The 13,840-nt window shown below is 47.3% G+C and carries 8 protein-coding genes; 3 read left to right on the top strand and 5 right to left on the bottom strand.

Translation table 11 applies throughout. The annotated features are described in order from the left end of the window. Positions 1-109: 109 nt before the first annotated feature. Genes IKW96_RS07480 through IKW96_RS07470 form a run of 3 tightly spaced genes read left to right on the top strand, consistent with a single transcriptional unit; the run spans position 110 to position 4,103 of the window. Positions 110-664 (top strand): RNA polymerase sigma factor, encoded by a 555-nt coding sequence (locus IKW96_RS07480; RefSeq protein ID WP_296572594.1) that lies wholly within the window; start codon positions 110-112, stop codon positions 662-664. Further along, a complete protein-coding gene (locus IKW96_RS07475; RefSeq protein WP_296572589.1) occupies positions 651-1,649 on the top strand; it encodes a hypothetical protein in 999 nt (332 codons plus the stop codon). Before IKW96_RS07480 ends, IKW96_RS07475 begins: the two co-directional genes overlap by 14 nt. 24 nt (positions 1,650-1,673) lie before the next feature. After that, positions 1,674-4,103: a serpin family protein gene (locus tag IKW96_RS07470; RefSeq protein WP_296572587.1), complete on the top strand. Its 2,430-nt coding sequence runs from the start codon at positions 1,674-1,676 to the stop codon at positions 4,101-4,103. A gap of 114 nt (positions 4,104-4,217) precedes the next feature. On the opposite strand, the gene IKW96_RS07465 is transcribed toward IKW96_RS07470, so the two are convergent. From IKW96_RS07465 to IKW96_RS07445, 5 genes are all read right to left on the bottom strand, one after another. Next, positions 4,218-5,942 (bottom strand): DNA mismatch repair protein, encoded by a 1,725-nt coding sequence (locus IKW96_RS07465; protein ID WP_296572585.1) that lies wholly within the window; start codon positions 5,940-5,942, stop codon positions 4,218-4,220. A gap of 537 nt (positions 5,943-6,479) precedes the next feature. Continuing rightward, positions 6,480-8,192, bottom strand: a complete 1,713-nt coding sequence (locus tag IKW96_RS07460; protein ID WP_296572582.1) for a VWA domain-containing protein — start codon at positions 8,190-8,192, stop codon at positions 6,480-6,482. Next, complete coding sequence (locus tag IKW96_RS07455; RefSeq protein ID WP_296572579.1) at positions 8,189-8,866, bottom strand: hypothetical protein; 678 nt, start codon at positions 8,864-8,866, stop codon at positions 8,189-8,191. The genes IKW96_RS07460 and IKW96_RS07455 overlap by 4 nt, the downstream gene beginning before the upstream one ends. Before the next feature lie 277 nt (positions 8,867-9,143). Next, complete coding sequence (locus IKW96_RS07450) at positions 9,144-11,129, bottom strand: dockerin type I domain-containing protein (protein WP_296572575.1); 1,986 nt, start codon at positions 11,127-11,129, stop codon at positions 9,144-9,146. A 313-nt stretch (positions 11,130-11,442) separates the two neighbouring features. Beyond that, entirely contained in the window at positions 11,443-13,686 is a 2,244-nt protein-coding gene (locus tag IKW96_RS07445; RefSeq protein WP_296572572.1) for a carbohydrate binding domain-containing protein, read from the bottom strand. Positions 13,687-13,840: the final 154 nt, after the last annotated feature.

The following is a 13,840-nucleotide window of genomic DNA, read 5'->3' as shown; positions in this document are numbered from 1 at the left end:
CATTCTTACATAATTTTTTATTTTAACCTGAAATCAGCTTAGTGTTTTTCCGCTCTCGTTACGTCTAATATGTAAAGAGCGCAGGATCAGACGCGAAAGGAGTCCATACATGGATAACGGTGAAAGTAGCTACCGCCGTTTCCTTGCAGGCGATGACAGCGGTATGGTCGAGATAGTCCGTGAGTTCAGGGACGGTCTCATGCTGTATCTGCGTAGTTATACCGATGATATCAGCGCAGCCGAGGACTGCGTGCAGGATACCTTTATCAGGCTCGCCGTGAAGAAGCCGAGATTCAACGGCAAAAGCTCATTCAAGACCTGGCTTTACACTATCGGCAGGAATATCGCTATAGACAACGTGAGAAAGCTCCGCAGAAACAGGGGAGTACCTCTCAGCGACTGCGGTATACTTGCGGACGAAGCCGACCTTGAACAGAGCTATCTTGTCAGCGAGCAGAAGATAAACCTCCGCCATGCTATATGCAGGCTAAAGGAGGAGTATCAGCAGGTGCTGTACCTTACCTATTTCGAGGAGTTCAGCAATGAGGAAACTGCAAAGATCATCGGAAGGTCAAGAAAACAGATAGAAAATCTCCTGTATAATGCAAGGAAGGCACTTAGGACAGAACTTGAAAAGGGGGGCTTCAAATATGAAAACATATGAAGAAATGGCAAAATATGTACTTGAAGTCCGCGATGAAACCGAGAAAAAGAGAAAGCACAGGAAAGCTGTTGCCAAAAGGGTGATACCTGCGGCGGCAGGCGTGATAGGTGCTGTTATTATCGGTTTTGGCGTATGGAAGGGTCATACCCGTCCCGATACGATTCCTGTCCCTGATAATATCATAGAAGCGGAAACGACCTCCGTACAGGGCACAGCTATGCCCATTACCACAACAAGAGCAGCCACGGCCCGCACAACAGCTGTGACCACAGCCGAAAAGAGCGGCACAAAAACGACTGTATCGGCGACCACTGTCACTACAGCAAAAACTGATGTGGCTACAGCGGCAGATACCACGCAGAAGGCTTCAACTCGTGTAACGACAGCAGCGGCTACTGAGCGCACTACAGCTGAAACTACATTGAAAACTACCGTGACATCTGCAACTACGGCAGCCAATACGGTGACTACACGGGAAGTAACCACCACAAGGACAGACGAAGTTCCGGGCGGTGATGACGGCGGAAACGGCGGCCTTACAGGCGACGGCAATAACGGCGGTCAGAACGGCGGTGCAGGCGGCTACAGCGGCGGAGGCAGCGGTTTCGGAGGCGGAACAGGCGGCATGAGTGGCGGCGGTTCAGGCGGAGACGACAGCGGCTATGAGGAGCAGCAATGGTTACAGCTTCCGATAAACGAGCGCTATCCATATGCATACATTTACGGCAGTGACTATGTCTACAACAGCCTGTACATGATCTCGCCCGATGTAGTGGGAGCATGGACAGACAGCGCGGAAATGCTCAGCGGTCAGCGTATCGCAGGCGAGGAAAAGAAGTGTTCGGCAGACGTATACGCTGTCAGCGGTTATGTCGGTGATGACGCTGTTGCAATAAGGTTTCAGGAGAATGAAGAGTATTATCTGTACTGCAGAAGCGGCATGGATATTTACGAAATAATAAAAACAATACCCCCGCGGCAATAATTTATTTATGAAAGGATGGTTCTTATGAGAAAATCACAAAAGATCATTGCGGCATTAATGGCAGCAGTGATGACGGCAGCATCGTCTGCATTGACGTTCGCAAATGCAGACAACGCAGACAGTGATACGGATATAACTGCTTCACTGACTACAGCTGATGAAAAGTCGGAAAAGGAGTATACCTTTGACGAGTTTAGCAAGCTGTCAGCCGATGAAGTGAAAGCCTTGCTTGATGAAAAAGAAAAGACAAGCGGTGTAGAATGCACATTATGGACAAAAGAGAGATTAAATAGAGAGATTGGAAAGGTAAATGATATTATACAGAATGAAATTGTAAATGTGCTTTATGAGGGCGATCAGTTCGGAGAAGTCCTTGACGATGAAAAAATAAAAGAAGAGGCTGCTCTTCCAGAGAAATTATTTGATATCAGGCATAAGCAGGCAATGACGTGTAACGGTAATAAATGTGCTCAGTTTGCGATTATTCCAAAGGTTAAGGACGAAGATGAAGAAGCGGAGCTTCTGGCGGCTGCTATGAATTATGTACAGCTCAATAAACATTTCTGTTATTTCTATTTTGATTATCTCGGTGCAGATACAGATGAAACGATTGGAACGAGCACGTCTCCCGATCATGATGTGCTAAAGGGCGACGTAAACTGTGACGGCACAGTAGATATGGCAGACGCCGTGCTTATTATGCAGGCTCTTGCAAATCCCAATAAATACGGCGAAAACGGTACTGCCGACAACCACCTTACCGCTCAGGGCAAGGAAAACGGCGACTTCAACGGTGACGGACTGACAGTTGGCGACGCGCAGAGCATACAGAAACAGCTTCTCGGCTTTGATATAAGCGAGGGACAGTCTGCGGCAGATCTCCTCGGACTGAAAGACGGCAAGATAAAAAGCGCTGTTGTAACGGGCATGATGGGCACGAGAAAGTATACATTTGAAGGTGAGAAAGCTCAGGCTGTAGCCGATTATCTCTCGGGGCTGCACCTCATAACCAATTTCTCCGAAAATCCCGATCATTATAATGGCACAAGCTGGACTATCGATCTTGAATATGAGGGCGGAGATACTGTAACTGTATGGCATATGGGAAATATGTTCATCAGGAATCCGCTGAAGCCCTGGTACAAGATGATATATGAGGAAGCCTTCAGCCTTGACGGTCTGCTGTATGAGCTTGACAAGAAGTCGGAAAACACTGATACTTCCACCCCGATGAGCAGCGTCCGCCTTGACGACAAGGTAAGCGTACAGGCAGCCGAGGGCAGGACAGCAGATGAAAAATTTGCAGCTGCAGAGATGAATCTTGGCATAGAGCTGCTGAAAAAGGCATTTGACCCTACTAAACAGAAAGAGGAGAATATGCTTATCTCGCCTGTTTCCATATCGGCAGCTCTTACTATGACCGCAAACGGAGCTGACGGCAAGACACTCGATGAAATGGAGAAGGTCCTCGGAAACGGACTTACTGTCGGTCAGCTCAACGAGTACATGGCGGGCTATATAAGGAATCTTCCTAAGAAGGACAAGGAAAAGGTATATATGGCGGACTCCATATGGTTCAAGGACAAGGAAACATTCAAGGTCTATGATGAATTCCTTGAAAAGAATAAGGAGTACTATAACGCCGAGCTGTACAAGGCTGCATTCAACAACGATACAGTTGCCGATATAAACAGCTGGGTAAGCAGGAACACCGAGGGCATGATACCGACTCTCCTCGAAAAGGACTCCCTTGAACCCACAGAAAATGAAGAAATGCTCATGATGCTCATAAATACCCTGTATTTCGAGGCGGAATGGCAGAATCAGTATGATTGGGCTCCCGACGGCAAGTTCACAGACCTTAACGGCAATAAGCGCACGATAAAGCAGCTTATCAGCCAGGAGCGCGAGTACTTCGACCTCGGCGACGCAGACGCTTTCAAGAAGCCCTATGCAGGCGGCGATTACAGCTTTGTGGGAATACTTCCCCGTGACAATGATATAGTTGAATATGTGAAGAATCTTGACGCCGAGAAGCTCCTTGCAGGTCTCAGCGAATGTGAGGACCCCGATAGTATTGACCTTTACACTATGATACCGAAGTTCGAGTACGATTACGGAAAGACGCTGAACGATTTCCTCAAGGAAATGGGAATGCCCACAGCTTTCAGCGGCGGAGCTGATTTCTCAAAGATAAACGATCTTTCCGTTGAGGGAGCCGATCCCCTGTATATTTCCACGGTACTTCATAAGACAAAGATAGAGCTGACAGAATCAGGCACAAAGGCAGCAGCCGTAACAGCTGTAGGAATGGCAGCCGGATGTGAAATAATGCCGGAACCGAAGAAAGAGGTATACATATATCTTGACAGACCGTTCGTGTACATGATAGTTGACAAGAACAACGTACCGTTATTTATCGGTGCAGCAACTCAGCTGGGCGATCTGCAATAATAATTATAGATTGCGTTTTGAGAATAGAATAAAAAAGACAGGACGGAAATATTTCCGTCCTGTTTGTGTATATAAGGAATGCCATTATTTTGTATGGAAAACTGTCAGGGAAGCTCATTCTCCTGTGAGCATTTCATAAGTAACACCGTATTTTTCGGCAATATCCTTAGCATAGGACAGTCCCTCCGGGGGAGCTATCTCCACCTTGAAAGAGCGCTTGCCTTTCTCGTTCTTGACGATGAGTGAAGCCGCCTTGTATACATCGCTTTCGCTGTTGAGTTCGCCGATGTCTGCCGCAAGCTTGTGCATATGGGTGTTGTAGATAGTCCTTATGCCCTTTTTCATAAGGGCTCTCACGGAGTCCTTGGCAATATAGAAGCCCTCCTCGAATGAGGTCGTTGAGAATGTTTCGTTCAGCAGAACAAGGCTGTTTCCTGTAGCTTCGGAGTAAAGCTCCTTGAACCTCACGCATTCCTCGCCAAGCCTGCCGAGATCAAGGGTTTTATCCTCGTCGGCAGGGAAGTGGGTGTATATGCAGTCCACAGGCTTGTACGCAAAGGAAGAAGCAGGCACGGAGATACCGCCCTGCGCGAGGATATAGAGAAGTCCGACAGCCTGTGTTACTGTGGTTTTACCTCCGCGGTTCGCTCCTGTGAGGATATAAAGATTATGCTCGTTGTCGAAGCCGAGGTCGTTATATACTATCTCGCTGCTGTTTTCAAGACTGAGGGCGAGCCTGAGGTTGTAGAGCTCCTTTGCGTCCATAGAGACATTGCTCTTGTACGAGAGCTGTGCCTCACAGAACCCGAATCCCTTTTCAGTGAGCTTTTCGATAAACTCCGCGAACCTGATATAGTACATGAATTCGGGGATAACGTTGGAGATATCCACAATAGCGATATCTGCGTATTCAGTGAGAACGCTTCTCAGCTTCTTTATGACGGAGCCGATCATTTTGTTCATTACCTTGTCAAGGTAGAAGGTAGCTCCTGCCGAATCATCGTTATTTATGTTCTGTACGATAGTTGATCTTATCCTGCCGTCCATAAAAGGAGTCTTTGTTATAGTAAGCATACCGCTGATATTTTCGATGAATTTGGCAGGCCCATTGCTGTGATCCTTATCCACATGATGATAGTGCATATCGCCGTCCCAGTCGGTGCTGTCCTGAATCCTGTCCTTATCGGATATAGCGTCGGCAAAGTTGCTTACTATATTGGACTTTTTGAAGGGCTTGCTGTTGACCGACACAAGGCCGAGACTTACTGCTTCAAACCTTGAATTTACGTTTACGCCGAGGGTAACGCTCTGTATATTCGATGTACTGGCTTTCAGCTCGGCGATATCTTTTTTCATAGCCTTGAAGTGAGCCTCATCATAGAGAATATCAAGGTAGTCCCTGAAAGCGGTAAGCCCCTCAGACTGTATATCCGCGTCGGAAAGGCACTCTCTCATTGACTCCAAACATTTGATATAGTCGCTGAGCTCGTTGAGCCTGTGCATAAGCAGCCAGAAACCGATTTTTTCGTCAATTTCGAGGTTGCCTGAGTTGAATGTCCTGATATATTCTATCCTGTCAAAGATGTCGGAAAGTTTTTTTCTGAGATCGGGGAGCCTTAGGATATCCGCAAACACTTTCTGCCTGTAAAAAGCCGTTTTCGCGTCAGAGGTCATATTTGAGATAACGTTCATGATTATGTTCTGTTCTCTTTTGTCAAGTGTGAGCTCACGGCAGAGAATGTCAAGACCGAGATCGTGGCAGGTGGTTTCCGTGAGCTGTTTATAGGTCACATTTTCATGATCGGGGAAAAGGATACTGAAACGCTTTTTAACATTCATCTTTGATAACGCTCCTTTTTGAACAGTATTCATTAATTATTCCAATTATATCATAAAAAAAGCGCCCTTGTCAATGTCTGTGGTGGCGCTTTTCGGGAACTGATAACATGGATATTAATGCAGGGACGTGGATCCCCGACGTCCTGAGTTTTGAGTATAGGTCTGCTGACGGGCATATGTTCACAGACGACAAAAGGCGTACTGAGAATGGGTGCGGTTTTATGCACAAAGTGGAATCTGAAAATTATTTTTTTCTTATTAAACGGAAAAGCGTTTAATACTTCCTCATTTCAGCCCTCTTATAGAAAGTGCTTTTTTGTAAAGAGAAAGTCAATTTACTCATGGAAGGGATTCCAAAGGGTTTACAACCCTTTGGCGGAGTCCAGAGACAGCGCCTCTGGTGGGGAGTGGGGCAAATTACCACATATACCCTCAAAGCGCTCCGCAAGTGAGGGCGTCTCCTTAAATAATATAGGTGGTTTGACAGAATGAAGGGCTGCCAAAGGCAGCCCTGTCTGATATTATCACTTTAAGCAATTACATCTGTGCATTGAAGAGAGCAGCGAGCTCGTATACAACGTCGTCGCTGTCAGCGTCGATATAAACTGCTTCGTTTATGGAGGAGAGGTCCTTGAGGGAGTTGATCTCCTCGTTGTATCCGATAGTATATATTGGTATTCCGTAATGACTAACTATACCTGCGGAGGTATTATACTCAACGCCGCGGTTGCACTGTCCGTCACTGAGGACGAATATCATTGTCTTGGCGCCCGGAATGCTCTCCTTGTACTCGTTTATCATGTTGATGCCAACGAGAAGAGCATCATAGGTAGCGGTATTGCCGCCTGCCTTCATTTTCTCCACAGCTCCTGCGAAGTATGAGCGCTGTTCGAGGTCGAACTGAGCTATGGGAAGATTGAGCTTTACATCGTCATTATAGGAGATGAGACCGACATAGTTATCCGACTTGATATTCTTTGAAGCTTCTAACAGAGACTCCTTGAGACGGTTGAGGGGATCGCCGATCATACTTCCCGAAACGTCTGCGATAAACAGAGCGATAGTTGGAGTACCCGAGTCCTTTTCCTCTTTCCAGAGGCGCTGAGCGCTGATTATATCGCCGCCGCTGATGTCCCTGGTGTTATAGCTGTAGCTGCTGTCGGGAGCGAAGCCGTAATCTCTTGCGTGCTGCTGAGGACCGCTGCTGAGTGCATAGTTCAGGAAAAGATCAAGAGCCTCCTGCTGTTCCTGTGTAAGGTCGCCGACGCTGTAAAGGGGATTGCTGTGCTTGTAGCCGAAAGGTACGAAGTCATAGCCGCCCTTGAGTACGGGGCTGTTTGTGTAAGCCTGATATTCCACAACGCCTGCCTGGAGCGTGCCGCTCTGCATAGCGTTTACCATCTGGTCTGTAGTGTAGCATACGAAAGGAATGCTCTTCTGGAGCTGCTGGAACTTTGAAACAGCCGTTTCACTGAGGATATTGTCACTGTCGAAGTGCTGGAGGGCATTTACCAGGAAGTTGAGACCTGTAGCCGAAGTATAAGGGTATGTATAACCCATCTGCAGCTCGCCGTTCACAACAGCGTCAACAACGTTCTCATAGGTCACAGAGCCGTATTTTGAATTTATAGTTGAAGCGGCAGTGCGCGAAATAGCAATACCTGCCGTATTTGCAACGAGAGACTCAGCCTCAAGTTTAAGCTTGGCGCCCGCTTCCATTGCAAGCTTGCCGAAGAGCTCGTTTGAAGGCGTATAAGCCTGGGGGAGATATACATTATTGGATATATAGTCAGATGAAGCTCCCGAGGGAATACTTCTTACGCTTACGGAAGCGATCATTCCGTTTGAGAGGCGGTTCCTCTGATTGTTGAACTCCTCCGCAGTCTCGTTGAGCCAGCCGTTGTTGTTCTTGCCTGCCTTTTCAGAGGTGGAGAATATCTCGATATCCACATCGCCGTCACCGACAATGGTGAGGGGATACTTTGTCTCGATATTCGGGAGATTGGCAGAGCTATTATCCGAATAGTCAACAGTGCCCTTTATCTTCTCTGTGCTGATAATGTTTATTTTTTTCAGGCATTTCTGAAGCTTGTCTTCGGGCTCGTTGATAGATACCTTATTACTATTGTTATTTGTAACAGGCGGATTGTTGTTCCTCGAAGAGGTTTTGTTGATAACTGCGATTATCATCGCCGCAGTTATGATAGCACCGATAATAGCAATAATAACGGGAGTTTTGCTTTTGTTCATCTCATGTCCTCACTTTCGATCTGGTTTTTGTATTCGTGTATGGAATCTATTATAAGCTTGAGCGACCTTATTTCGGTACTGCTTCTCTCATTGTCGGTCATCTGTGAGACTTCCACGAGGAGATCGGTATAGTCCTTAAGTATCTTATCGTTTCTTTCCGTAAGCATTCTAAGGTAGCCCTTATGAGTGGTTATTTCTTCATTCCTTGAAGCTGACTGCATTATAGCGGTACGCTTCATGAACATAGTCATATTATTGAGCATTACGGACTGGATATCCTGATTTACCAGCTCATAGACGCCGCCGCTGGAGCTTATTGTATCGAGAGTTTCCGACTTTTTCCGGAAAAGCTCCCACTGCTCTATCATTCTCGCAGCCTCCTGACGGCAAAGGGGATAGTCCTTCAGGTCTTTCATGACATTTATGTAGTCCTCAGGCTCATTGAGAGCTTCAAATGTGTGCTCGTCAATGACGTAGGAGCGCTGGAAGGCTTTCTTTCCGAGAGCCGCAAGCTTCACGAAGTAATAGTTTCCTGCGCTGAGAAGCCCGACAATGACTATTATAGCTATAATGGAGAGCCCTGCGGAGTCCAGGATATCTGTACCGCCGAAGAGCAAGGCTCCTACCCCTGCGATAATAAGGTTAAAAATGATCTGCCCCAGGTATTTCTTCAAAAAATTTCACCCCAATCAGCCGTTTTACGCGGCTTATTATATCAAAATATATTATATAACATTTTCCGTAAAAAGTCAATCATACGGACGTCCGAAAGGCAGATATTTCCGTTATACTACTATATACCGACGTTTTAAGGAATTGTTATCCTGTTAAAATAAGTATATATTATCTGCGGAGCTGTCGGAGCCTGCAATTGCAGATAATAAAAAACGGCAGCCTGTACAAAGTACAGACCGCCGTCTTTCAGATAATGATTTTTTCGTGTTGGCTCAATTACTTGCCCATGAACTCTTCCATTGTCTTGGGAGTTCCTTCCTTAACAGTAGAAACATATGCATAGTAGCTGAGTATCTTTGCAGCGTCAACTGCGTCGATGATAGAGTCGCCGTTAACGTTTGCTGCAAGCTTCTGTGCCTCTGTGAAGCCGCCTTCGCCGCCTGTAGAGAGCTTAGCATAGTACTTGAGTACCTGTGAAGCGTCAACTGCGTTTACATTGCCGTCGTTGTTAACGTCGCCGAGCTTGTATGTTATGTCCTTACCGCCTGTAACTGTTACAGTGATAGGAGCAGTTGATGTTGTGTAGTTGAAGTTTGTGCTGTCCTTGAAGACCTTGCACTCTGAGAAGCCGATGGTGTGCTTGCCGTTTGAAGCGTCATCAGCAACCTTTACCTTGATAATGAATGCAGCCTTGCTGTTAGCAGGAACGATAGGCTCGCCGTCCTCGTCAACAGATGTGAAGTTAGCGCGGCGCTCGGTCTCGTTTGTTGAAACAGCTGCATTATCGAGAGCAACAGACTTTCCGCCGATCTGTGTGAGCTTGAGGCTTGAATCGAGCTTGAACTGAACGTCCATAGCCGAAACGGGCTTATTGTCAGTAGAAATGTTAGCATAGATAGTGAGCTCATCGCCGGGCTTAGCAGAAATCTCTGTCTTGCCGTCCTTGTCAGCGAATGAGAAGTTGATATCAGCATTTCCGACAGGCTGCTGAGTATTTCCGTTACCGCTTACCTTGATAGTAAGAGGTGTGGATGAGGTCTTGTAGTTGAAGTTTGTGCTGTCCTGGAATACCTTGCACTCTGAGAAGTCGATTGTGTAATCGCCGCTTGCATTGTCTGCGACCTTTACTACGAATGTAAGAGCAGCCTTTCCGTCCTTAGGAACGATAGGATCGCCCTGATCGTCAACAGATGTGAAGTTTGCACGGCAATCGTCTTCGTTTGTTGAAACAGCAGCGCCGTCAAGAGCAGTTGACTTACCGCCGATCTTTGTGAGCTTGAGACCGCTGCCGAGCTTTAACTGGAGGTCCATAGCAGAGACCTTGTTGCCGCCTGCGGTGATATTTGCATTGACTGTGATCTCGTCGCCGGGCTTAGCTTCGATAGAGCTCTTGCCGTTCTTGTCAACGAATGTGAAGCTGATATCGCCGTTCTGAGATACAGGCTTTGCCGTTGTTGTGGTTGTTGTAGTATTTTCGGGAGCCTTGGTGGTTGTAGCCTGCTGCTCACCGTCACCGAGGACCTCGATAGTCATTGTCTCGAGCTTGAGAGTACCGTCCTTGGTCATGAATCTCTTCTTTTCACCCTCAACGAGCGGACAAGGATTGTAGTTCTCACCGGATGTATCCGTGTTGTACTCACAGAACTTTACACTGTACTTGCCGGGAGCGATGCTCTGCGGGATAACGGTATCGAATACATATAAAGGATAAGAATCGGACTTTTCGCCAGCCCACTTGTAATCCTTACCGTTGTTCGTCCATGAGAGGCCTATGTAGTAGTTATCCGTACCGGCTGCTGTCTGGGACTTGTCAACGCCGAATATATGCTTGCCTGCATACATATAGCCGTCGAGGTCGTCATATGAGCCGCCGAATGAGATATAGCTTGATGTCTTGAAAGAAGTTCCGTGTAAAGTATACTCCTTTTCTTCGGTTGTATAGCCGTCCTTTTCGGGGTTATAGAGTTTGAAGGAGATATCCTTTGAATCTGTTGTAAGACCAACGAGGAGAGAGTCGGTAGAACCGTTGGTAGCCTCGCTGTAATAGAGAGCAGAGGTAAGAACATAACCGTCTGCAGGAATGTCGCTCTTCTTGATAGTTACTGAGGATTTGCCGTCAGCTGCCGATGGCTTTGCAATATCGTATGTCTTGACAGCGAAGCCCTTGGAAGCGTCAGCAGCACCTGCTGTTGCGGGAACTACTGCACTTATCATTGAAGCAGCAATTCCAAGTGATGTGATTGCAGAAATAAACTTTTTCATTTGCAATACTTCCTTTCAATAGTTTTTACGCCGCTTTAGACGTAAAGATCATTTGCTTTCAGCGGCCTCTGCACTGACTGCCGCTGATTAAAGCACTTTGTGTTATTATATCATAAAAATGCGTTATTGTCAATCCAATTGTTGCGGTTTTTAACAAGACCTAAAGTTAAAACAATGTAAATTGTTAAAATAGTTTTACTTTTGACTCCGTTCGGCCAAAAGAAACATCAGCTTCCGAAAGGCAGCTGATGCTTCTTAAAAGTATAGAATGTTGGTGGAAATGGAATAAGCTGAACTAATAAATTTTTTCCTCTCAGCCGATAGTGGTTATTTTTTCAGCATAGCTTTCAGGGAAACTCTTTATCAGGCCAAGCAGGAACTTCTGTATGGTTACAGCGTCGTTCGTTGTTATACCGCCGCCTGCCTCGTATACATCGCCGTTGAATTTGCCTGAGTCTGAGAGCTGGTATTTATTCGGATTAGCGAGGGACTGCATAATGATTACTGCGTCGCCCATATCTACAGCATCGTCGCAGTTTGCGTCGCCCCACTTGGATACCTTTGCTTCAAGAGCTGCCTTCGGATCCTTAACAGTGGTAGTTGCCGGTTCAGTTGTTGTTTCGGCAGTTGTAGTCGTAGTGGCTGTTGTGGTTGTGGTTGTAGTCGCGGTCGTAGTAGTTGTGGTGGTAGTTGTTGTCGTTGTTGTAGTCGTTGTAGTGGTTACAACGGGTCCGTCAACAGAGGTGCCTGCCTTTGCAACGATAGCCTCATCAATTGAGAAATCGTCTGTGCCTTCCTCTGTCTCAACGTAGAGGATATATCCCGAACCCTCGGGAAGCTTATAGTTTGCATTTGCCAGCTGTACGTATCCGCCTGAGGATTCGCCGCTTGCAATGTGGTCGTACTTTGTCTCGCCTGCGGAGTCCTTGTACTCGAGAGAGAGCATAAGGTTGCCTGAACCCGAGGCTGCAACGCTGAAGCTGTAGGTCTCGCCTGCCTTGAAGGTCAGTGAATCCAGGGATTTTAGAGCTCCGTGCCATGCGCTTGTTCTGCCTGAAACTGTGAGAGCCTTGCTTCCCTTATAAGCTGTGCCGCCTGTAGTAACTGTAGCACCGCCTCTGCCTTCCCAGCCGTTGCTGTCGTCTTCAAATGTATCGTGATAGTAGTAGCCGTTCTCATCGGGCTCGATAGGCTCCGGTGGAACAGGATCCTTGCCGCCCTCGAAGCCCTTGCCGTCGCTTTCAAGTCCCACAACGAATGTAGTAACACTGTTTGCGGGGAGCTGTGCCGTGAACGACGAGCCGCTTGCGGAGATACCGCCGATCTTAGCGATATTCTCGCTTCCTGATGTTCTGTAGCTGTCAACGTTTGTGACAGTTCTGTTGCTGAGGGTGAACTGCTGTGAAACAGCTCCGCTGCCCTTGTTTATAGCAACTACAGTTGCCTGAGTATCGCTGTGCTTGTAAGCTGATACGAGGATATTGCTGTTGGGCTGCTCTGTAGCGTCGATACGCACGTCGCCCGGACGTACCCACTTGGAGAACTGTGCCATAGCATAGCCTCTCTTGGATATCTTGCCCGTATCCCACATAGGACTGTACTGACGGCGGATATACCACCATACATATGCGTTCATATTTCCGACAACGAGAGCGTTGTGGATATTTTCCGATACCTGAACGGCTTCGGGCCACCTGTCTGCGGAGTTGTTATCGCTGTTGGGCACGTATACTTCGGTCATCCATATTTCCTTGCCGCAGTTTTCAAGGGCAGGGAAGTCCATCTGGCTGCGCTGTGTGCCGTAGAAGTGAGTACCGAACATATCACAGTTAGCCATAGCCTTTGAGTTGTTCAGGATAGCGTTGTAGTAATCCTTGCTGTAGCTGAAGCTCTCGGGCGACATCATCTTTGTGTTCGTGCCTGCTGTTACGGTCTTTCCGTAGTTGGCGAGGAAGTTGGCACAGCGGTCGGGAGCCCAGTATGTCCATTCGCCCGACCAGTCAGGCTCGTTCTGTACCGAGATGGAGTTGAGCTCAACTCCCTGACTGTTGCAGTATTTGATGAAGTCGTTGAGGTGCTGAGCGTACTGTGCTTCTGCACCGTTCTTGAGAACGTACTGACCGCCTCTCGGACCGCCTGAACCGTTCTGGCGCATTGAAGCGGGCGGATTCCACGGAGTTGCAAATACGGTAGCACCGAGCTTCTGTGCTCTCTGTGCAGTCGGGATAGCGTTCTTCCATGCGTTCTTGTCGTCGCTTACGAATATACGCAGGATAGTGAGACCAAGCTCGTTCTCGCCGTTTCCGAAAGCAGTCTGTACCTGTGCTTCGGTCATGTCTCCGGGAGCTCCGTTCTGAACGTTGTAGCTCTGCCACTCGGGATGGTTCATTCCGCCGAAGCCGCGGATAGTCTGATATTCCTTGTTTGTGTTGATGGTGCAAGCTCCTGCGGCATTTGCCTCGAGCCCGGGTGCAGGGAATAAGCTTGCCGAAGAAACAAGCATAGCTCCTGCTACGACTGCTGAAAGGGCAGTCCTGATCTTTTTGGTTACATTCATTTTAGTACCCCCTGCTGAGTGCCATGAGAGGACATGGCGTCTCTGATATTATTTAATGTAATAATAACTCAAATTATTCAATCTGTAAACTCACATTATGAAACAAAGGTGGACAAAACGAAGAAGTTGTGTATAATTCTTTAAATATTGTGCT

The sequence above is a fragment of the Ruminococcus sp. genome (genome assembly GCF_017549005.1).
Lineage (GTDB): Bacteria > Bacillota > Clostridia > Oscillospirales > Ruminococcaceae > Ruminococcus.
Note: the sequence above shows the minus strand (reverse complement) of the source record. Positions and strands in the feature narration are given on the sequence as shown.

What these genes read in the sequence shown, in the direction of transcription:
- IKW96_RS07445 (WP_296572572.1), bottom strand. Translation starts at nt 13,686, where the DNA reads ATGAATGTAACCAAAAAGATCAGGACTGCCCTTTCAGCAGTCGTAGCA.
- IKW96_RS07475 (WP_296572589.1), top strand. Translation starts at nt 651, where the DNA reads ATGAAAACATATGAAGAAATGGCAAAATATGTACTTGAAGTCCGCGAT.
- IKW96_RS07465 (WP_296572585.1), bottom strand. Translation starts at nt 5,942, where the DNA reads ATGAATGTTAAAAAGCGTTTCAGTATCCTTTTCCCCGATCATGAAAAT.
- IKW96_RS07460 (WP_296572582.1), bottom strand. Translation starts at nt 8,192, where the DNA reads ATGAACAAAAGCAAAACTCCCGTTATTATTGCTATTATCGGTGCTATC.
- IKW96_RS07470 (WP_296572587.1), top strand. Translation starts at nt 1,674, where the DNA reads ATGAGAAAATCACAAAAGATCATTGCGGCATTAATGGCAGCAGTGATG.
- IKW96_RS07480 (WP_296572594.1), top strand. Translation starts at nt 110, where the DNA reads ATGGATAACGGTGAAAGTAGCTACCGCCGTTTCCTTGCAGGCGATGAC.
- IKW96_RS07450 (WP_296572575.1), bottom strand. Translation starts at nt 11,129, where the DNA reads ATGAAAAAGTTTATTTCTGCAATCACATCACTTGGAATTGCTGCTTCA.